Source organism: Klebsiella sp. Lac1 (assembly GCF_009825425.1).
Taxonomy (GTDB): domain Bacteria; phylum Pseudomonadota; class Gammaproteobacteria; order Enterobacterales; family Enterobacteriaceae; genus Klebsiella; species Klebsiella electrica.
In genome coordinates this window covers 693,820-713,414 of the sequence record NZ_VJZJ01000002.1, presented here as the reverse complement: position 1 = coordinate 713,414, position 19,595 = coordinate 693,820, and the positions used below count along the sequence as shown (strand labels likewise).

The following is a 19,595-nucleotide window of genomic DNA, read 5'->3' as shown; positions in this document are numbered from 1 at the left end:
CCGCTGAAGCGGGGCCTTTTTTTATTTCAACGCTGTTTGCCGCGTTCGCGAGAAAACGACTTACTGGTTACAGTCTTTGCCCGGCACGAATTTAATATCTTTATCCGCCATCAGCGTTTTCACCATCTCCCCGCTATCGGGATTGGCTTCCAGCGTAAAGTGCCCTTCCACCACCAGCAGTACCGGGCGCGTTTGCGTCCCGCGAGCGGCGGCATAATCGCGCTCAAGCTGGGCATTGTTAGCCACCGCGATCCGCTTACCGGTCGCGCAGTCGGTGAAGGTGGCCGCGTCCGCCATATAGAAATACATCCCGCGCATCGTCATCGGCGTGGTCGGCAGGCTGGCCTGGACCGATTTCAGGGTGTAGTTGAGCGTCGACTCAATGGGGTTGCCTTGCCGATCGAGCATCTCGAGGGTTTCCCCCTTCGCGCGATAGTAGGACTTATCACCTTTGCTGTCGGTCAGTACCAGCTTATCTGCGGTCCGCGCCCAGGTCCCGTAAGAGGCGAACGATGACGGCTCATGACTGACCCCCTGATAGCGTTCGTTCATTACCCAGCTGCCATCTTTTTCGAGGAACAACGAGGTTTCAATCCCTTCACAATCGGCGCAGGGCAAAATACCGCGCCAGCTTTGCTGCATCGGCTTCAGTTCGGCCATCGGCGCTGGCTGCAGCATCTCGACATCCGAACGATGATTGCAGCCAAATAGCGCAAAGAACGAACACGCTAGCGCAACGGAGAGTACGATTTTCTTCACTGTGAATTCCTTATAATCCATTCCACCCGTTCGCCATGCCGCTTACTGACGAACTTTCCCACGCAGTGCTTTGACTGAGGACTTTTGCGCCTTCGAGGCAAGACGACGCTCTTTTGACGCCCGGGTCGGCCGGGTCTCACGGCGACTTTTTTGCACTGCGGTTAATTCTTGTATTAACGCAACCAGACGAGAAATGGCCGCTTCGCGATTCATTTCCTGGCTGCGATATTCCTGAGCCTTAATGATAACCACACCATCGGCAGAAATTAAGTGGTGACTGGCGGCCAGTAAGCGTTCTTTATAAGAGTCAGGCAGGCTGGATGCTTTTATGTCAAAGCGCAGATGGATGGCGGTAGACGCTTTATTCACGTGCTGACCACCCGCACCCTGCGCGCGTATCCCGGACAGGGTTATCTCTTCATCCGCAATCACCACGCTGCGGCTAATCGTAATCATGCCGACGGCTGCCACGCCGTTAAATGAATTTCCAGATTATTCTTAGCGTCAGATAGCCAGATGCCGCCGTCCTGTAACGTCGCCTGCAGCACCATTGAACGATCGGCAAAAGCGCTGAGCCGGGCGAGCTGCTCATCATCCAGATACCACACCGTCAGCTTGCTAAACTGCGCCATTTTGCTCTTGTTCTGCTGCCACCAGATTTCAGCCGCCCGGCTGTTGTAGGCAAACAGCACCACCTCCTGAGCCCGCGAACACGCTTTTTTAATCCGCCGCTCATCCGGCAAACCAAGCTCGATCCACAGGTCAACGCCGAGATGATCGTTGAGCAGCCACAGCTCCGCCTCATCATCTGACGACAGACCGCGGGTAAACTGCAGACGATCGTCGGCGTATTTGATCCACGCCAGCAGGCGAAGCATCATACGCTCCTGGGTTTCCGACGGATGTTGAGCCAGCGTCAGGCTGGCATCCAGAAACTGGTTGCGATCGAGATCGGCGACGTTCACCGTAGCCTTATAAATTGTCGCTTTCAGCGCCATGAATACACTCCTGAAATAAATGGCGTACATTGTAACGAAACTCACGACAAAAGGCTGCCGACAATCGGCGGCTCTCTTTTCATCCTGCTGATATTGCTTAAATGACTATGGTATAGTCACCTTGCTAAACAGAGTGTATCTTCGTAGGCTTAAACTTACATCCCACGGTTGAGTCAGAATACTGACAGGAGGGCATGTGGACCAATATTGTGAGTTAATACGCAAACGGTATGCGGAAATAGCCAGCGGAGACCTAGGGTATATTTCAGACGCGCTGGGTTGCGTGTTGAAAGTATTGAATGAAATTGCGGCGGATGAGGCCCTTTCGGAGTCAGTCAGGGAAAAGGCCGCCTGTGCGGCAGCAAACTTACTGGTGAGCGATTATGTCAATGAATGATACTTATCAACCCATCAATTGTGATGATTATGACAACCTCGAACTTGCCTGCCAGCATCACCTGGTGCTTGTCCTGACGCTCAAAGATGGTGAGCAGCTGCAAGCGAAGGCAAACGATCTTATCTCGCGCAAAAATATCGAGTATCTGGTGGTGGACCTGAGCGGAAACAGTCGCGAGCTACGCCTGGATAAAATCGCCAGCTTCAGCCACCCGGAAATCGGTACCGTGGTGGTCAGTGAGTCCTGAATAAAAACGGGTGGTTCAGCCGCCCGTTTTCCTCCATATCATCTCTGTCCCCTCGCCTTCCCGCGCGGCCCCTTCGCAGGTGACGAACAGCGAATCCGCCGCCGCAATCAGCGTCTCGCCGTAAAACAGCAGCGGAGTCGTATCGCGGCGCCAGGGGGCAACCCCCAGCTCCTGCCAGATTTTCTTCAGCTTGCGGCCGCCGTGACGGCCGACAATATGCAGATTTCCGCTGGCGCGAAAGCGCACCGTCACCGGCTCTTCACCACGCGGGGCGCGTAACGGTCCGCCTGGCCGCAGCGTCAGCTCGCCAAGGCCTGCCGGCAACCGCAGCGGCTGGCGGTAATCCGGCCACGCTAGCACCGCGTCCGTCTGACCGGGTTGATATCTGACCCACCACAGCCGCTGCTGATAACGACGCACGGAAAAATCGCCAAGACGCAGGCAGGGAAAGGCATCCTCCCGCGCCAGCGCGACTTCACGCCAGATTCGCTCCGGCACCTCGCGCGAGGGCATCGGCGCAGAGTGCCCGGCCAGCCAACGCCGCAGCAGCGCGGCACGGCGCGGCGCGCTCATGGACGCCAGCGCGTCGATAGCTAACGAACCGTCATTCGCCACCAGTTTTGCCAAATCTTCCGCCAGCAGTTCATCCAGCAACTGCTCCTGCTCGCCGCACAGGCTGGCGCTACGGGCGACCGCCTCGGTGAAGTGGGGCCAGCGCGCGTTAAGCTGCGGAACGACGCGCAGACGGAGGAAGTTACGATCGTAGGTATCATCCTGATTGCTCTCGTCCTCAATCCAGCTGAGCTGATGGGCCAGCGCCCACTGGAGCAGCGTTTCACGGCGGGTATTCAGCAGAGGACGCAGCAGCCGCGTAGCGGCAAATTCGGAGGATGTCGCCATCGCCGCCAGCCCGGTTGGGCCGCTGCCGCGTTTGAGCGCCAGCAGGAAGGTTTCACACTGATCGTCGAGATGCTGAGCCGTCACCAGGGCTTCTCCCGGTTGCAGCGCCATCCGGAAAGCCTGATAACGCGCCTGACGCGCATGCGCCTCCACGCCCAGTCCGTCATCCGCCAGGGTAACGCGCTCGACCACCAGCGGCACCAGCCAGTGCTGACAAACCTGCTGGCAGTGCGCAACCCAGCTATCGGCATTCGCGCTCAGGCCATGGTGGATATGGATGGCCCGCAGCTGTAGCGTCGGGTCTCGTTCACGCCAGCAGACCAGCTGATGTAAAAGCACCGTCGAATCCAGACCGCCGCTGAAGGCGATCAAAAACTGACGACAGGGGTGTAGGGTTTGCGCAATATCGGGCGTCATCATCTTGATAGTGTCGCTGGGGAGATAGCCCGGCACGTTACCGGGCCGGGCGCGCTCTGGCAAGGGTTACTGCTGATAAATCTCCAGCGGCAGGCCGTCGGGATCGTTAAAAAAGGTGAAGCGTTTGCCGGTAAAAGGATCGATACGAATCCCCTCACAGGCCACCCCATGCGCTTGCAGATGGGCCACCGCCGCGTCAATATCATCCACGCTAAAGGCCAGATGACGCAGCCCACAGGCTTCCGGGCGGCTCGGACGAGCAGGCGGAAACGGGAAAGAGAACAGTTCAATGACATACTCGCCGTTCAACGCCAGATCGCCCTTCCACGAGTCGCGCTCTTCACGATAGAACTCGCTCTGCAACGTAAAGCCCAGGATATCGCAGTAAAAGGCTTTGCTCTGCGCATAGTTGGTCGCGATGATAGCAATATGGTGAACCCGTTTTAAACCCAGCATATCTACTCCTCCAGTTAATACCATCCAGGTTACTCGCGCCGCTTAACGCGGCGCAAGCAGTGGGTCATTTTTTAAGACTCGTACACGGTAGACGCCGTCGTCATCACGCTTCGCCCCGTGGATATCCGTTTCGAAGCCCGGATAATGGCGGCCAATCGAGCAAAGCATCAGCAGGAAATCGAGCACCGCCCGGCTCTCTTCGGTAATCATCTCACCGGGCATCAGCAGCGGCACGCCCGGCGGGTACGGCAGAATCATGTTAGCCGAAATGCGCCCGACCAGATTTTCCAGCTCAATGGTTTCGACTTCACCTTTGATTTGCCGCTGCCAGGCCTGATGTGGCGTCATTTTCATTTCCGGCAGCACATCAAACGCACTCAGCATCAGCTGTGACAGCTGGTGCTGGCGGATCAGGCGATGGATCCCCTGCGCCAGATCCTGAATACGCATATTGCGATAAAAATCGGGATCTTCCGCGTAGAGATCCGGCAGCATGTTCTTCACCCGCAGGTTGAGATCGTAGGCGCGCTTAAACTCGGTTAAGCCACGCAACAACCCCATCGCCCGGGTTTTATCGATACCGATACTGAACAGAAACAGCAGGTTGTAGGGCCCGGTTTTCTCCACCACCACGCCGCGCTCATCAAGGAATTTCGCCACCAGCGCCGCCGGGATCCCCTCGTCATCCATATTGCCCTGTTCATCCATTCCCGGCGTCAGGATAGTCACCTTCACCGGATCGAGGAACATATGGTTATCGTCAGCGTCTTTAAAACCGTGCCAGTTCTCACCACTTGCCACCGGCCAGCACTGCACCTGCTCAATATCCTCCGGCTGCCAGATATCAAAGAACCAGCCGTCAGACTCTTCGCGCAGACGCTGGACCTCTTTGCGGAAATCCAGCGCTCGTTCAATGGAGCGCTGGATCAACCGCTTGCCCGAATTGCCGCGCAGCATCGCCGCCGCGGTTTCTATCGAAGCAACGATCGGATAGCTTGGCGACGTCGAGGTGTGCATCATAAAAGCTTCATTAAAGGTCTCTTCGTCGTAGCTACCTTTAATGTGGATAAGCGAGGCCTGCGACAGCGCCGCCAGCATTTTGTGCGTTGATTGCGTTTCGAAGACCACCTTTCCCGGAATACGATCGCCGCTCATCCCGCTTTTCCCCTGATAGATCGGGTGGAAATGGGTGTAAGGTACCCAGGCGGAATCAAAATGGATCGAGGGCACATCGAGCGTCTCTTTGATCCAGGTGGTGTTATACAACAGTCCGTCATAGGTGGAGTTGGTGATCACCGCATGTACCGGCCACCCGGCGCCGCTCGCGGTATTGACCTTCTGCTGAATGCTGTCGCGAGTGAATTCCCGTTTCGGTATGCCGCCCAGAATGCCCAGCGCGTTACGCGTCGGTTTCAGCCACAGCGGAACAACATCGCTCATCATCAGCAGGTGCGCCAGTGACTTATGGCAGTTACGGTCAATCAGCAGCGTGCTGCCCGCCGGCGCCGAATACATGCCGACAATCTTGTTCGACGTCGAGGTCCCGTTGGTCACCATATAGCTCTGCTCGGCGCCAAAAGCGCGGGCGATATACTCTTCAGCCTCCAGGTGCGGCCCGCTGTGGTCGAGGAGCGACCCCAGCTCGGTGACCGAAATCGACACGTCGGCTTTCAGCGTATTACCGCCGAAGAAATCATAAAACAGGCAGCCAACCGGGCTTTTCTGGTACGCGCTTCCCCCCATATGCCCAGGCGTACAGAAGGTATATTTTCCCTCCTGCACATAGTTGAACAGGGCTTTGGTAAACGGCGGCGTGATGTTATCCAGGTATTCGCGCGTGTACTGGGCGATTCGGGTAGCTATCTCTTCTGCCAGACCAAGCGCGTATTCAAAGAACCACAGCGTCATACGCAGATCCTGGCTGCTGACATCCATCGTCGAATGCGCGTTGATAAAGGCGTATAGCGGGAGATACTCATTCAGCTGATTGATATCGCTGCACAGATCGGCGTTGTACTCATCCCAGTCAAAGATGACCCCGCAGATCCGCGGATTATGTTCGATAAACTGCAGCAGGTCGGCGCTGTTTTGCGGCCAGATAGTCTGAAAGCCTTGCCGTTGCAGGGCCGCCTCCAGCTCTTTGATCGGTTCGTCTTTGTGGTAGACGCCGTGGGGCCCCATAATGGCGATGATATTCACGCTTTCCTCCTGGAATTGACCTGAGTCAGGCATCATAGCAATCGCGCTGACGTATCGCACATAAAAAAGGGGCCGGAAAATCCGGCCCCTGGCAATATTGACGCGAGAAATAATCAGGCGTAGCCGTAACTCATCAGACGCTGGTAGCGACGATTTAACAGCTCTTCTTTACTCAGCGTGTCGAGATCGGCCAGATCCGCCAGCAGCTGCGCCTTCAGGCTTGCCGCAATGGCTTCCGGATTACGGTGGGCGCCGCCCAGCGGTTCCGCAATAATCGAGTCGATAAGCTTCAGCTCTTTCAGACGCGGGGCAACGATCCCCATCGCTTCGGCCGCCAGCGGGGCTTTATCCGCGCTTTTCCACAGAATGGAGGCGCAGCCTTCCGGCGAAATAACCGAGTAGGTGCTGTACTGCAGCATGTTGACCTTATCGCCAACGCCGATTGCCAGCGCGCCGCCGGACCCACCTTCCCCGATAACGGTACAGATGACCGGAACGCTCAGACGCGACATTTCGCGCAGGTTACGGGCAATCGCCTCGGACTGGCCGCGCTCTTCCGCGCCCACGCCCGGGTAGGCACCTGGGGTGTCGATAAAGGTGATGATCGGCATTTTGAAACGCTCGGCCATCTCCATCAGGCGCAGCGCCTTACGGTAGCCTTCTGGCGCCGGCATACCGAAGTTGCGACGAATCTTCTCTTTCGTTTCGCGTCCTTTCTGGTGGCCGATAATCATCACCGGACGCCCGTCCAGACGCGCAATACCGCCAACAATGGCTTTATCGTCAGCGTAAGCGCGGTCGCCGGCCAGTTCGTCAAATTCGTCGAATGCCAGGCGAACATAATCCAGGGTGTACGGGCGACGTGGATGGCGTGCCAGTTGAGCAACCTGCCATGCCCCCAGATCGGCGAAGATTTTACGCGTCAGTTCAACGCTTTTCTCGCGCAGACGATGCACTTCTTCGTCGATGTTAATATCGAGTTTCTCATCCTGACGGCTTACCGCAGTCAGGGAATCGATTTTCGCTTCCAGCTCTGCAATCGGCTGTTCAAAATCAAGGAAATTCAGACTCATAGTATTCCTGTATTAGTCAAACTCCAGTTCCACCTGCTCCGGGCCGATAAGGCCACGCAGATCGTTGAGTAAACGATCGCTCGGAGAGACGCGCCATGTTGCGCCAAAACGCAACCGCGCGCGCGCATCCGCCCTCTGATAATAGAGGTGTACTGGAATGGTTCCCGAACGGTGGGGTTCCAGAGACTGACGGAGTCGGTTTAAAAGCTGGTCATCAATTTGCCTGTCCGTCAGCGAGATAGCAAGCCCGCGAGCATATTTTTCCCGGGCTTCGTCAATGTCCATGACTTCGCGGGCGGTCATTTTAAGCCCCCCGCTGAAGTCATCAAAGCTGACCTGTCCGCTGACGATAAGTATGCGGTCTTTTTCCAGCAATTGCTGATATTTATCCAGCGCGTCGGTAAATAACATCACCTCCAGACGCCCGGAACGGTCATCCAACGTACAGATACCGATACGATTGCCGCGCTTGGTGACCATTACCCGCGCAGCAATAACGAGCCCCGCCGCCGTGGTGACTTTACCACGATCGGTCGGATGCATGTCTTTGAGTCTCACGCCGCCAACATAGCGCTCAATCTCTTTCAAATACTGGTTGATAGGATGACCCGTCAGGTACAGCCCCAGGGTCTCCCGTTCACCATCCAGCACCACCTGCTCCGGCCACGGCTGGCAGTTGGCATAGGATTGCTCGATTTGTTCCGGCTCTTCCGCCAGCACCCCGAACATATCCGCCTGGCCAATCGCCTCGGCTTTCGCATGCTGATCGGCGGCCTTCAGCGCATCGCCCAGCGAATTCATTAATGCCGCGCGATGCGGCCCGAGGCGGTCAAATGCCCCGGACATAATCAGTTTTTCCAGCACCCGACGGTTCAGTTTTTTGGTATCGGTGCGGGCGCAAAGATCGAACAACTCGCGGAAATAACCGCCGTTGTTACGTGCTTCAATAATAGCTTCAATTGGGCCTTCGCCGACCCCTTTAATCGCGCCGATACCGTAGACGATTTCACCGTCGTCGTTGACGTGGAAATGGTACAGACCGGAGTTAATATCCGGCGGCAGGATTTTCAGCCCCATTCGCCAGCACTCATCCACCAGCCCGACCACTTTCTCGGTGTTATCCATATCCGCGGTCATTACCGCCGCCATAAATTCGGCCGGATAGTGCGCTTTCAGCCACAGCGTCTGGTAGGAGACCAGCGCATAGGCCGCCGAGTGCGATTTGTTAAATCCATAACCGGCAAACTTCTCCACCAGGTCGAAGATTTTCATCGCCAGTTCGCCGTCCACGCCGCGCTTTTTCGCCCCTTCTTCGAAGGTACCGCGCTGCTTGGCCATCTCTTCCGGCTTCTTCTTACCCATCGCGCGACGCAGCATATCCGCGCCGCCGAGGGTATAGCCGGAAAGCTCCTGGGCAATCTGCATGACCTGTTCCTGATACAGGATAATGCCATACGTCGGCTCAAGCACCGGTTTTAGACACTCATGCTGCCACTGCACGTCCGGGTAAGAGATCTCCTCGCGGCCGTGTTTACGGTCGATAAAGTTATCTACCATCCCCGACTGTAGCGGCCCCGGGCGGAACAGGGCCACCAGGGCTATCATATCTTCGAAGCAGTCGGGCTGAAGACGCTTAATCAGGTCTTTCATGCCGCGCGATTCAAGCTGGAACACCGCCGTGGTTTCCGAGCGTTGCAGCATATCGAAACTTTTCTTATCGTCCAGCGGAATCGCCGCGATATCCAGCGGCGGCTCGCCGTGCTTCGCCCGCCGCTTGTTGATCATCTCCAGCGCCCAGTTGATGATGGTCAGCGTACGCAGGCCAAGGAAGTCAAACTTCACCAGCCCGGCGTATTCGACGTCGTTCTTGTCAAACTGGGTGACCGGATGCAAACCGGCTTCATCGCAATATAGCGGGGCGAAATCGGTAATTTTGGTCGGAGCGATAACCACTCCCCCCGCATGTTTACCGGCGTTACGCGTGACGCCTTCCAGTTTCCGCGCCATATCAATTAGCGCTTTAACCTCTTCGTCAGCTTCGTAGATCTCCGGCAGCTGCGGCTCGGCCTCAAACGCTTTCGCCAGCGTCATCCCCGGGTCGGGCGGCACCAGTTTTGAGATCCGGTCAACGAACCCGTACGGATGACCAAGCACGCGACCCACGTCGCGAATAACCGCTTTCGCCGCCATCGTACCGAAGGTGATGATCTGCGATACCGCATCGCGACCGTACATATCGGCGACGTGCTCGATAACCTGATCGCGCTTCTCCATGCAGAAGTCGACGTCAAAGTCGGGCATCGATACACGTTCAGGGTTCAGGAAACGTTCGAACAGCAGATCGAATTCCAGCGGATCGAGGTCGGTAATTTTCAGCGCATACGCAACCAGCGATCCGGCGCCGGAGCCGCGGCCTGGGCCGACCGGTACGCCGTTATCCTTGGACCACTGGATAAACTCCATAACGATCAGGAAGTAGCCGGGGAAGCCCATCTGGTTAATCACCTGCAGCTCGATATCCAGACGTTCATCGTACTCAGGACGGCGTTTAGCGCGCTCTTGCGGATCAGGGAACAGGAAAGCCAGACGCTCTTCCAGCCCTTCTTTCGATTTAACCACCAGGAAATCTTCCGTCGTCATATCCCCGGTCGGGAACTGCGGCAGGAAGTATTCGCCAAGGCGCACGGTGACGTTGCAGCGTTTGGCGATTTCGACGCTATTTTCCAGCGCCTCAGGAATATCAGAGAACAGCTCGCACATTTCTTCTTCGCTGCGCATATACTGCTGCGGCGAATAGTTACGCGGGCGCTTCGGATCGTCGAGGGTAAAACCGTCATGGATCGCCACGCGGATTTCATGCGCGTCAAAGTCGCCGGTCTCAAGGAAGCGCACGTCGTTGGTCGCCACTACCGGCAGCCCGCGCTCCTCCGCCAGCTGCACGGCGGCATGTAAATAGGTCTCTTCATCGGCACGGCCGGTGCGGATCAGCTCCAGATAGTAGCAATCCGGGAAATGTTGCTGGTAGAACGCGAGGCATTGATCGACCAGTGCCATATTGCCGCGCGTCAGACTGACGCCAACATCGCCCTTACGTGCGCCGGAAAGCAGGATCAGCCCTTCATGGTGTTCGGCCAGCCAGTCCCGGTCAATCCACGGACCCAGCGCGCCGTAGCCGCGTTGATAGGCGCGCGAAATCAGCAGCGTCAGGTTTTGATAACCCACATTGTTGGCCGCCAGCACCGTGAGTTCAGTGAACTCATCGCCCATCAGTTCGCTCTGGACGTGAAAATCCGCGCCGACGATAGGTTTCAGCCCGGCGCCATGTCCCGTTCCGTAGAACTTCACCAGCCCGCACAGGTTAGTAAAATCGGTGATCGCCAGCGCAGGCATGCCAAGCGAGGCCGCCTTTTTCACCAGCGGCCCGGTTTTTGCCAGCCCATCGATCATGGAATAGTCGCTATGCACCCGCAGGTGGACGAAACGTGGTTCAGACATCTTCAGATTCCGGTTTACTTATTTCTCGACACAAGAATCAGGACGCAAGGCCCAGCGCGCGTTTTACCGGGCCAAAACTACGCCGATGATGCTCGGTTGCGCCATGTTCGATCAGTTTTTCCAGATGGAAAGCGGTAGGATAGCCTTTATGCTGCGCAAAGCCGTATTGAGGAAATTCAAGATCCAGCTCAGCCATTTCCGCATCGCGCGCGACTTTAGCCAGAATAGACGCTGCGCTGATTTCTGCCACCCGGCTATCGCCTTTGACCACCGCCAGTGAAGGCACGGGCAGCGGCGGGCAGCGGTTGCCATCAATCAGCACAAACTCCGGCACAACCGGCAGGGCGGCAACGGCGCGCTGCATCGCCAGCATGGTCGCATGCAGAATATTCAGCTCGTCTATTTCATGCGCTTCCGCGCGGCCGAAACTCCAGGCTAACGCCTTCTCTTTGATTTCATCGAACAGCGCCAGACGACGCTTTTCGCTTAATTTTTTGGAGTCATTCAGACCCACAATTGGCCGTACCGGGTCAAGGATCACCGCGGCGGTCACGACCGCGCCGACCAGCGGACCCCGACCGACTTCATCGACGCCGGCGACCAGGTGAGTATGCGGATACACAAACTCCATCATTTTGCTAACTCCAGTACTGCGTCCGCCGCCTGCTCATCCGCATTGCAGCGAATTTGTTGATGCAGAGCGCGGAAAGTGTCATGCATTTCATGGCTGGTTTTACCATCGGCCAGCAGCGGCCGCAGCGCATCCGCAAGCAACCCGGGCTGGCATTCTTCCTGCAACAGCTCTTTGACCAGTTCGCGGCCGGCCAGCAGGTTCGGTAACGACACGTAGTCGGTTTTCACCAGTCGTTTCGCTAGCCAGAAAGTAAACGGCTTCATACGATAGCCAACCACCATCGGACACTTGGCCAGCATGCACTCCAGCGCCGCGGTTCCGGAAGCCAGCAGGGCCGCATCGCTGGCGATCATGGCATCGCGCGCCTGGCCATCAAGCAGATGTACCGTCAGCTCTGGCGCCGTTTCCGCTTTAATACGTTCGAACTGCTCCCGCCTTCTGGCATTCACCAGCGGTACCAGGACCTGCAGGTCAGGGTAATCCTGGCGCAGAATTTGCGCGGTTTTCAGAAAATCTGCGCTGAGCATTTCGACTTCAGCGCCGCGGCTGCCCGGCAGCAGCGCCAGACAGTGCGCATCCCGGGCAATGCCCAGGCGATCCCGCGCGGCGCCTTTATCCGGATCCAACGGCATGGCATCCGCCATGGTATGGCCGATAAAGCGGCAGGGAACGTTAAATTTGTCGTAAAACGCTTTTTCGAAAGGCAGAAATGCCAGTACCAGATTCGTCGATCTGCCGATTTTGAAAACGCGTTTTTGCCGCCAGGCCCATACGGAGGGGCTGACGTAATGAATGGTTTTAATACCCTGCTTTTTCAGGTTGCCTTCAAGCGTAATGTTAAAGTCCGGAGCGTCAATACCGACGAAAACATCAGGACGTAATTCGCTGAAGCGGCGGGTAAGATCGGCCCGGATATGCAGCAGGCGACGCAGGCGACCGAGCACTTCGACAATGCCCATCACCGCCAGCTCTTCCATCTCATACCAGGCCTCACAGCCTTCAGCCTGCATCAATGGGCCCGCCACGCCGACAAAGCGAGCATCGGGAATACGTGCTTTAAGGGCGCGGATCAGACCTGCACCAAGAATATCGCCGGAGGTTTCTCCGGCGACCAGGGCAATTGTCAGGGGACGCTGTGCGGACATTAACGAATCAGACCGCGTGTGGAGCGGGCGAAGAAATCGACAAATGGCTGAACTTCAGGATACTGAGCCGCCAGCTCGGCGATTTCCGGTTTCGCTTCATCCAGCGTTTTCCCGCTGCGGTACAGCAGTTTGTACGCATTGCGAATCGCGGTGATAGCTTCGCGGCTAAAGCCACGACGCTTCAGCCCTTCAATATTGACGCCATACGGCGTCGCGTGGTTGCCCTGAGCAATCACGAACGGCGGGACATCCTGCGCGACGCCTGAGCAGCCGCCGACCATGACGTGCGCGCCGATGATGCAGAACTGATGGACTGCCGTCATGCCGCCGATGATGACGAAATCATCCAGCGAGACATGTCCGGCGAGCGTGGCATTGTTGGCCAGAATACAGCGATCTCCGACCGTACAATCGTGTGCAACGTGCGCGTTGATCATCAGCAGGTTATCGCTGCCCACCTTCGTCAATCCACCGCCCTGTACTGTGCCACGATGAATGGTGACGCTCTCGCGGATGCGGTTGCGATCGCCAATTTCCACACGTGTCGGTTCACCAGCGTATTTCAGGTCCTGGTTAACTTCACCGATGGAAGCGAACTGATAGATCTCATTATCACGACCAATTTTGGTATGGCCGTTAACAACAACATGAGACTTCAGTACGGTACCTTCGCCAATTTCGACGTTAGCACCAACAATACAAAACGGGCCAATGTGGGCGTTTGCACCGATAACGGCACCGTCTTCCACGATGGCAGTCGGATGAATAAAGGCGGTTTTATCAATCACGTATCAGGCCTCCCGGCTACGCGCACACATCATCGTTGCTTCGCAAACCACTTTACCATCGACCAGCGCGACGCCTTTAAAACGAGTCAGGCCGCGACGGGTTTTCTCGAAAGTGACTTCCATAATCATCTGATCGCCTGGTACTACCGGACGTTTGAAACGCGCTTCATCAATCCCGGCGAAGTAATAAAGTTCACCCGGCTCGAGCTTACCTACGCTTTTGAATGCCAGAATACCGGTGGCTTGCGCCATCGCTTCCAGAATCAGCACGCCCGGTAAAATCGGTTTACCAGGGAAGTGCCCCTGGAAAAACGGCTCGTTAACAGAAACATTTTTTACTGCGCGCAGAAAACGACCTTCTTCAAAATCCAGCACGCGGTCTACCAGCAGGAACGGGTAGCGGTGAGGGAGAAGTTCCAGAATCTCTTCAATGTGCAGAGTATGAGTTTCAGTAGTCAAAATACTCTTCCTGTCTAAATATACTAAAAGGCAATAATAACACGGCCTGCGGCAATCTTATGAATGCAACAGGCCGAAAATTTTTACACTTCATCTTTCAGGCAGCGTCTTTGTCAGCGGCAGTTACCCGCGTAGATGCTGCTTTGCATGATTTTGTGTGTCAACGAATGCGCTAATCTTGCTGATTAACCTTACGCTCAATCGATTTGAGGCGTTTGTTGATCTCATCAATATTCATCACCAGCGCTGCGGTTTTACGCCACACCTTATTCGGTTGCAGCGGAATACCTGAAGAATAGACGCCAGGCTCGGTGATAGGACGCATGACCATCCCCATCCCGGTGACGGTGACTTTGTCGCAAATTTCCATATGTCCGTTAATCACGCTGGCTCCGCCAATCATGCAGTAACGGCCAATTTTCAGGCTGCCTGCCATGATAACGCCACCCGCAACGGCAGTATTGTCACCAATCACCACGTTATGCGCAATCTGACACTGGTTATCAATGATAACGCCATTGCCGATCACGGTATCATCCAGCGCACCACGGTCAATGGTGGTACAGGCGCCGATCTCCACGCGATCGCCAATAATAACGCGACCCAGCTGCGGGATCTTCACCCAGTTACCGCGATCGTTGGCATAACCGAAACCATCGGCACCGATCACGGTGCTGGACTGAATCAGGCAATTCTCACCGATCTCAATTTCGTGGTAAACGGTCACGTTGGCCCACAAACGGGAGCCAGCGCCAATTTTCGTCTTTTTCCCAACGAAGCACCCGGCGCCAATCACCACATTGTCAGCAAGCACAACATCAGATTCGATCACCGCGTTAGGGCCAATCGAGACATTTTTACCCAGCTTCGCCGTGGCATCAATCACCGCGCTCGGGGCGATATTCTGCGCCGGCTGCGGCGTGGTATCCAGAATTTGAGCCATACGCGCATAGGTCAGGTAGGGATTACGCACGACCAGTGCGGCGCTGTGGGCAAAAGGTAAATCATCCTGCGTCATGACAACGGCAGAAGCCTGGCAGGCGGCCAGGTGTTCACGGTACTTAGGATTGACCATGAACGTAATATGACCTGCTCTTGCAGTCTGCATGGACGCAACGCCGGTGATGACGATATCGCCATCACCGTGTAATTCTGCATCCAACTGCTGTGCCAGATCAGCCAGTCGAATAGAAGGCATTACTTAGTTAACCTGTTTCAGCACATCAGCGGTGATGTCTTTTACATCGCTGCTGTTGTATGCAACGGCATTAGAATCAACAACCAGGTCGATGCTCTGGCTGCTCGCTACGCTTTTCACAGCAGTCTGGATACGGGTAACCAGTTTGCCGCGCTCTTCGTTGGAGCGACGTGCGCGATCCTGCTCAAAAGACTGTGCTTTCTGAGAGAAGGTCTGGCGCTGAGCCATAACGTCTTTTTCCAGCTTGGTACGGTCAGCACCCGGTTTCATGGACTGCAGACGCTGCATCTTGGACTGCAGATCGCCTTCCATACGCTGCAGCTCGCTCGCGCGGCCTTTGAACTCGTTCTCCAGCGTGTTAGAAACGCCTGTTTTCTGGGCAACCTGCTGGAACAGGCTGTTCATGTTAACCATTGCAATTTTATCTGCCGCCTGAGCGGAAGTTACCATTGCTAAACCCAGACCTGCAGCTAATAACCACTTTTTCACAATTAACTCCTTACCATCCCATGAGTACCCAGGGGTACCGTTATTTGCGTGGCCAGGCGATAACCGTAATTATCGCCTAAAGTCAGCGCTATACTGCACTTACATTCCATTGCCGCCCGCAATTACCAGGTTTTACCAATGTTAAACTGGAACTGCTCGGCCTTGTCTCCTTCGTACTTTTTAAACGGTTGGGCGTAGGAGAATACCAACGGCCCCAACGGAGACATCCACTGTACCGCAATACCGGCGGACATACGGATGTTGCTCGGATCACCGTAATCCGGATAACCCGCGTAAGCGCTCGAATCCCAGTGCGTATCCCACGCGGTACCCACATCCCAGAAGAAGGAGGTACGGACCGAGTTAGCATATTTATCGCTGATAAACGGCGTCGGCGTAATCAGCTCCAGGCTGGCAACGGCCATGGCGTTACCGCCCACCGCATCATTCGATTTACACGGCGCGGATTCAGTGCTCTTACAGTTATTGTCATAGCTATTATCGCCATCGTGGCGGTTGCTGGCCGGGAAATAAACCGCTTTCGGACCAATGGTGTTCGACTGGAACCCGCGCACGGTGCTTGAGCCACCGGCGTAGAAGTTCTCGTAGAACGGCATCTCTTTGCCACCAATGCCATCACCGTAGCCAAAGCGGGTACGTCCCAGAACCACCCACTGATGATCGTTATCGATCGGTACATAGGTCGCCGTATCCAGCGTCGCTTTGTAGTATTCGTTATCAGAACCTGGAATGGTCACTTTACCATTCAGGTTGACACGCGAACCTTCCGTCGGGAAGAAGCCACGGTCGAGCTTGTTATAGGTCCAACCGTAGTTGAAGGTGAAGTCGTTGGCGCTAAACGAGTTTCTGTCATTCGTGTCGCTCGGATATTGCCCCATCGAGTTCAGATAACGCCACATCGCCACCTGCGGCTGCATATTGGACAGGGCGTTATGGACATAACCTAAGCCCGCGCGCAGCGTATTGTATTCGTTGATCGGGAAGCCCAGCGTAACGTCCGTACCATAGCTTTTATTGGTATAGTCAGACAGATCCGCGTTGTTCGCGTCGAAGTCGTTATAGAAAATACGACCACCGAGGCTCACGCCGTCAACGGTGAAATACGGGTTAGTGACCGACAGTTCAGTATAGGTCTGGTAATCGTTTTTGGTGCCGTTAATTCCGACGGAATAGCCGGTACCCAACCAGTTGTCCTGCTGAACGCCGGCCTGGAAGCTGACGCCGCTTTCCGTACCGTAGCCGACACCAAAGTTGAAGCTACCGGTGTTACGTTCTTTGACTTTATAGACCACGTCGACCTGATCCGGGCTGCCCGGTACGCGCTGCGTATCGGTATCTACCGTTTCAAAATAGCCTAAGCGGTTGAGACGATCTTTACCCTGGTCGACCAGGTCGCTGCCCAGCCATGCCCCTTCCATCTGACGCATTTCGCGACGCAGGACGGAGTCTTTGGAGGTGTCGTTGCCCTCGAAGCGAATTTTACGCACGTAGTAGCGGTTGCCGGCATCGACGTTAACGTGCAGCTTCACAGTCTTATCGCTATCGTTAATTTCCGGCTGAGACTGGACGCGCGGATAGGCGTAGCCATAGCGACCAAGGAGTTTCTTAATATCATTCTCCATTTTGGTCACTTTGGCGCCGTTATACAGCTCGCCCGGCTCGACTTTGGTCAACGCTTCGATTTCTGCCGAATGCCCCGCCAGATCGCCCGTCACCTGAACACCGGAAAGCTTGTACTGCTCGCCTTCAGTGATATTCACGGTGATGTAGATGCCTTTTTTATCCGGCGTCAGGCTCACCTGCGTGGAGTCGATGTTGAAACGCGCGTAGCCGCGATCCAGATAGTAGCTGCGCAGGGTTTCGAGATCCCCGGCCAGCTTCTGCTTCTGGTATTTGCGATCGCCGACAACGTTCCACCACGGCACTTCATCGCGCAGCTGGAATGTTGAGATCAGTTCATCGGTGCTGAACGCATGGTTACCGACAATGTTAATCTGCTGGATTTTCGCCGAGACGCCTTCCTGGAATACCAGTTTCAGGTCGACGCGGTTACGCGGCAGCGGCGTGACGACAGCTTTTACACTGGCGCTGTACTTACCGACGCTGTAGTAGAAATCTTCCAGCCCTTTCTCGATATCAGCGAGGGTCGTGCGGTCAAGGGACTCCCCAACGCGAACGCCGGATGCCTCAAGGTTTTGCTTGAGCATGTCATCCTTCACCGACTTATTACCGGAGAAAGTGATGCTGGCAATCGTTGGGCGCTCTTTCACCTGCACCAACAGGGTATCACCATCGCGCAGGACGCGGACGTCCTCAAAGTTGCCAGTGGCAAACAAAGCACGAATGGTGTTACTGATATCATCATCGGTCACCGTATCGCCAGGACGCACTGGCATACTGAGGAGGGCCGCACCAACAGCGACACGCTGCAAGCCTTCGAAATGAATGTCCTTCACCACGAACCCTTCAGCACCGTATACGGTTGCGCTGCTAAACAGCAGCGACGCTATGAGCAACTTTTTCATCGCCATCGTTATTATGCGTTCTTCCTAACAAACTCTCTTACAACCGAGAGAAATCATTGAAAAGTGCAAGCCCCATTAACAACACCAGCAGTATTGAGCCAATGCGATAACTAAAGTCTTGAACTCGCTCGGATACCGGCCCGCCCTTCAGCTTTTCAATCGCCAAAAATAGCAGGTGCCCCCCGTCCAGGACGGGAAGCGGGAACAGATTGATTATCCCGAGGTTCACGCTAATCAGCGCAAGGAACATCAGATAGTAAATCAACCCAAACTCCGCTGACATTCCAGCCCCCTGGGCGATAGAAATCGGCCCGCTGAGGTTGTTCAGTTTGACATCACCGGTTATCAATTTACCCAGCATCCTGACGGTTAATGACATCAGTTGCCAGGTTTTATCCGTGGCTTCAGCAATGGCGGCAAACGGCCCGTACTGACGCACTGTCTTATATTCATCAGGCAGCGGGATGACCTTAGGTACAACCCCTGCAAACCCTTCGGCTTGACCTTTTGCGGATCGGCTATCTGGCGTCAGCGTAACAGACGAGGGACTCCCCTGTCGCTCGATCTCCAGAACCAGCGCCTTACCCGGATTATCACGCACCAGATTGACAAACGTCATCCACTGCGTTAACGGTTGACCATCGACTTTAACGATCCTGTCGCCCGCTTGCAAACCGGCCTTCTGCGCCGCCGAACCAGATTGTACTTCAGCCAGCACCGTATCAATCTGCGCGCTGCGAGGCTGAATGCCCAGCGATGTCACCGGATCTTGTTTATCCGGCTCAAACGCCCAGTGCCGCAGATCGAGGATTTTATCCTGGCGCTGACTGCTCCCGAAAGGGGCGAGCGTAACTATTGTTTGCTCGTCACCTATCTTCGAGACCAGCGCCATACGCACTGCATCCCAATCAGGCGTTTCGATGCCATCTATCGCTTTAAGTTCCGTACCTTTTGCAATTTGTGCATGCGCGGCAATCGAGTCGGGTACTATTTCACCAACAACCGGACGTACGCCAGGGACGCCGATAATAAAGACCAGCCAGTAGGCAAAGATGGCAAAAATGAAGTTCGCGACAGGACCAGCGGCAATGATGGCCGCACGCTGGCCAACGGTTTTGTTATTGAAAGCGTAGTGGCGCATCTCAGGCACCACCGGCTCGACGCGTTCGTCGAGCATTTTGACATAGCCGCCGAGTGGAATAAGAGCGATGACGAATTCCGTTCCCTGTTTGTCAAAACGCCGCCATAGCGCTTTACCAAAGCCGATGGAAAAGCGTTCAACGCGAACGCCGCAGCGACGAGCCACCCAGAAATGGCCAAACTCATGCACGGTGATCAATACGCCCAGCGCAATGATAAAGGCAGCCAAATTCCAGAGAACGCTTAGCATAAAAC

At 55.5% G+C, this 19,595-nt stretch carries 18 protein-coding genes; 2 read left to right on the top strand and 16 right to left on the bottom strand.

What is annotated here, in order from left to right:
- Positions 1-60: 60 nt before the first annotated feature.
- The 3 genes from nlpE to FNY10_RS18740 are packed head-to-tail and all read right to left on the bottom strand — an operon-like array spanning position 61 to position 1,757.
- Positions 61-759 (bottom strand): envelope stress response activation lipoprotein NlpE, encoded by a 699-nt coding sequence (gene nlpE / locus FNY10_RS18750; protein WP_100682480.1) that lies wholly within the window; start codon positions 757-759, stop codon positions 61-63.
- Between the two features lie 42 nt (positions 760-801).
- Positions 802-1,215 (bottom strand): alternative ribosome rescue aminoacyl-tRNA hydrolase ArfB, encoded by a 414-nt coding sequence (gene arfB / locus FNY10_RS18745; RefSeq protein ID WP_100682481.1) that lies wholly within the window; start codon positions 1,213-1,215, stop codon positions 802-804.
- Positions 1,212-1,757, bottom strand: a complete 546-nt coding sequence (locus tag FNY10_RS18740) for a YaeQ family protein (RefSeq protein ID WP_100682482.1) — start codon at positions 1,755-1,757, stop codon at positions 1,212-1,214. Before FNY10_RS18740 ends, arfB begins: the two co-directional genes overlap by 4 nt.
- A 196-nt stretch (positions 1,758-1,953) precedes the next feature.
- Here FNY10_RS18740 and FNY10_RS18735 point away from each other — a divergent pair, with 196 nt between their 5' ends.
- The gene (locus FNY10_RS18735; RefSeq protein ID WP_100682483.1) at positions 1,954-2,154 is read left to right on the top strand and encodes a YaeP family protein; all 201 of its coding nucleotides are present in this window, start codon (positions 1,954-1,956) and stop codon (positions 2,152-2,154) included.
- Positions 2,141-2,401 (top strand): Rho-binding antiterminator, encoded by a 261-nt coding sequence (gene rof / locus FNY10_RS18730; RefSeq protein ID WP_160702267.1) that lies wholly within the window; start codon positions 2,141-2,143, stop codon positions 2,399-2,401. The genes FNY10_RS18735 and rof overlap by 14 nt, the downstream gene beginning before the upstream one ends.
- Positions 2,402-2,416: 15 nt before the next feature.
- Here the strand turns inward: rof and tilS are convergent, their stop codons facing one another.
- The 13 genes from tilS to rseP form a co-directional block, all read right to left on the bottom strand.
- Complete coding sequence (gene tilS / locus FNY10_RS18725; protein ID WP_160702576.1) at positions 2,417-3,718, bottom strand: tRNA lysidine(34) synthetase TilS; 1,302 nt, start codon at positions 3,716-3,718, stop codon at positions 2,417-2,419.
- A gap of 66 nt (positions 3,719-3,784) precedes the next feature.
- Positions 3,785-4,174 (bottom strand): VOC family protein, encoded by a 390-nt coding sequence (locus FNY10_RS18720; RefSeq protein ID WP_131049281.1) that lies wholly within the window; start codon positions 4,172-4,174, stop codon positions 3,785-3,787.
- A 42-nt stretch (positions 4,175-4,216) separates the two neighbouring features.
- Complete coding sequence (locus FNY10_RS18715; protein ID WP_100682486.1) at positions 4,217-6,373, bottom strand: lysine decarboxylase LdcC; 2,157 nt, start codon at positions 6,371-6,373, stop codon at positions 4,217-4,219.
- Between the two features lie 113 nt (positions 6,374-6,486).
- Positions 6,487-7,446 (bottom strand): acetyl-CoA carboxylase carboxyl transferase subunit alpha, encoded by a 960-nt coding sequence (gene accA, locus FNY10_RS18710; RefSeq protein WP_100682487.1) that lies wholly within the window; start codon positions 7,444-7,446, stop codon positions 6,487-6,489.
- Between the two features lie 12 nt (positions 7,447-7,458).
- Entirely contained in the window at positions 7,459-10,941 is a 3,483-nt protein-coding gene (gene dnaE / locus FNY10_RS18705) for a DNA polymerase III subunit alpha (protein ID WP_131049280.1), read from the bottom strand.
- Positions 10,942-10,978: 37 nt separating this feature from the next.
- Complete coding sequence (gene rnhB / locus FNY10_RS18700) at positions 10,979-11,575, bottom strand: ribonuclease HII (RefSeq protein WP_160702271.1); 597 nt, start codon at positions 11,573-11,575, stop codon at positions 10,979-10,981.
- Positions 11,572-12,720 (bottom strand): lipid-A-disaccharide synthase, encoded by a 1,149-nt coding sequence (gene lpxB / locus FNY10_RS18695; RefSeq protein WP_160702273.1) that lies wholly within the window; start codon positions 12,718-12,720, stop codon positions 11,572-11,574. Before lpxB ends, rnhB begins: the two co-directional genes overlap by 4 nt.
- Entirely contained in the window at positions 12,720-13,508 is a 789-nt protein-coding gene (gene lpxA, locus FNY10_RS18690; protein ID WP_100682491.1) for an acyl-ACP--UDP-N-acetylglucosamine O-acyltransferase, read from the bottom strand. Before lpxA ends, lpxB begins: the two co-directional genes overlap by 1 nt.
- A 3-nt stretch (positions 13,509-13,511) precedes the next feature.
- Positions 13,512-13,967, bottom strand: a complete 456-nt coding sequence (gene fabZ, locus FNY10_RS18685) for a 3-hydroxyacyl-ACP dehydratase FabZ (RefSeq protein ID WP_004858132.1) — start codon at positions 13,965-13,967, stop codon at positions 13,512-13,514.
- Between the two features lie 172 nt (positions 13,968-14,139).
- The gene (gene lpxD, locus FNY10_RS18680; RefSeq protein WP_131049276.1) at positions 14,140-15,165 is read right to left on the bottom strand and encodes a UDP-3-O-(3-hydroxymyristoyl)glucosamine N-acyltransferase; all 1,026 of its coding nucleotides are present in this window, start codon (positions 15,163-15,165) and stop codon (positions 14,140-14,142) included.
- Between the two features lie 3 nt (positions 15,166-15,168).
- Positions 15,169-15,654, bottom strand: coding sequence for a molecular chaperone Skp (gene skp, locus FNY10_RS18675; RefSeq protein WP_100682493.1), 486 nt, complete (start codon positions 15,652-15,654; stop codon positions 15,169-15,171).
- A 122-nt stretch (positions 15,655-15,776) separates the two neighbouring features.
- Positions 15,777-18,206, bottom strand: a complete 2,430-nt coding sequence (gene bamA / locus FNY10_RS18670; RefSeq protein WP_131049275.1) for an outer membrane protein assembly factor BamA — start codon at positions 18,204-18,206, stop codon at positions 15,777-15,779.
- 31 nt (positions 18,207-18,237) lie between these two features.
- Positions 18,238-19,590 (bottom strand): sigma E protease regulator RseP, encoded by a 1,353-nt coding sequence (gene rseP, locus FNY10_RS18665; protein ID WP_100682495.1) that lies wholly within the window; start codon positions 19,588-19,590, stop codon positions 18,238-18,240.
- Positions 19,591-19,595 lie beyond the last annotated feature (5 nt).

Bases quoted from the DNA above. Each gene is read 5' to 3' on its own strand.
- arfB (WP_100682481.1), bottom strand. From the start codon at position 1,215: ATGATTACGATTAGCCGCAGCGTGGTGATTGCGGATGAAGAGATAACC.
- FNY10_RS18740 (WP_100682482.1), bottom strand. From the start codon at position 1,757: ATGGCGCTGAAAGCGACAATTTATAAGGCTACGGTGAACGTCGCCGAT.
- rof (WP_160702267.1), top strand. From the start codon at position 2,141: ATGTCAATGAATGATACTTATCAACCCATCAATTGTGATGATTATGAC.
- tilS (WP_160702576.1), bottom strand. From the start codon at position 3,718: ATGACGCCCGATATTGCGCAAACCCTACACCCCTGTCGTCAGTTTTTG.
- FNY10_RS18720 (WP_131049281.1), bottom strand. From the start codon at position 4,174: ATGCTGGGTTTAAAACGGGTTCACCATATTGCTATCATCGCGACCAAC.
- accA (WP_100682487.1), bottom strand. From the start codon at position 7,446: ATGAGTCTGAATTTCCTTGATTTTGAACAGCCGATTGCAGAGCTGGAA.
- dnaE (WP_131049280.1), bottom strand. From the start codon at position 10,941: ATGTCTGAACCACGTTTCGTCCACCTGCGGGTGCATAGCGACTATTCC.
- rnhB (WP_160702271.1), bottom strand. From the start codon at position 11,575: ATGATGGAGTTTGTGTATCCGCATACTCACCTGGTCGCCGGCGTCGAT.
- lpxB (WP_160702273.1), bottom strand. From the start codon at position 12,720: ATGTCCGCACAGCGTCCCCTGACAATTGCCCTGGTCGCCGGAGAAACC.
- lpxD (WP_131049276.1), bottom strand. From the start codon at position 15,165: ATGCCTTCTATTCGACTGGCTGATCTGGCACAGCAGTTGGATGCAGAA.
- bamA (WP_131049275.1), bottom strand. From the start codon at position 18,206: ATGGCGATGAAAAAGTTGCTCATAGCGTCGCTGCTGTTTAGCAGCGCA.
- rseP (WP_100682495.1), bottom strand. From the start codon at position 19,590: ATGCTAAGCGTTCTCTGGAATTTGGCTGCCTTTATCATTGCGCTGGGC.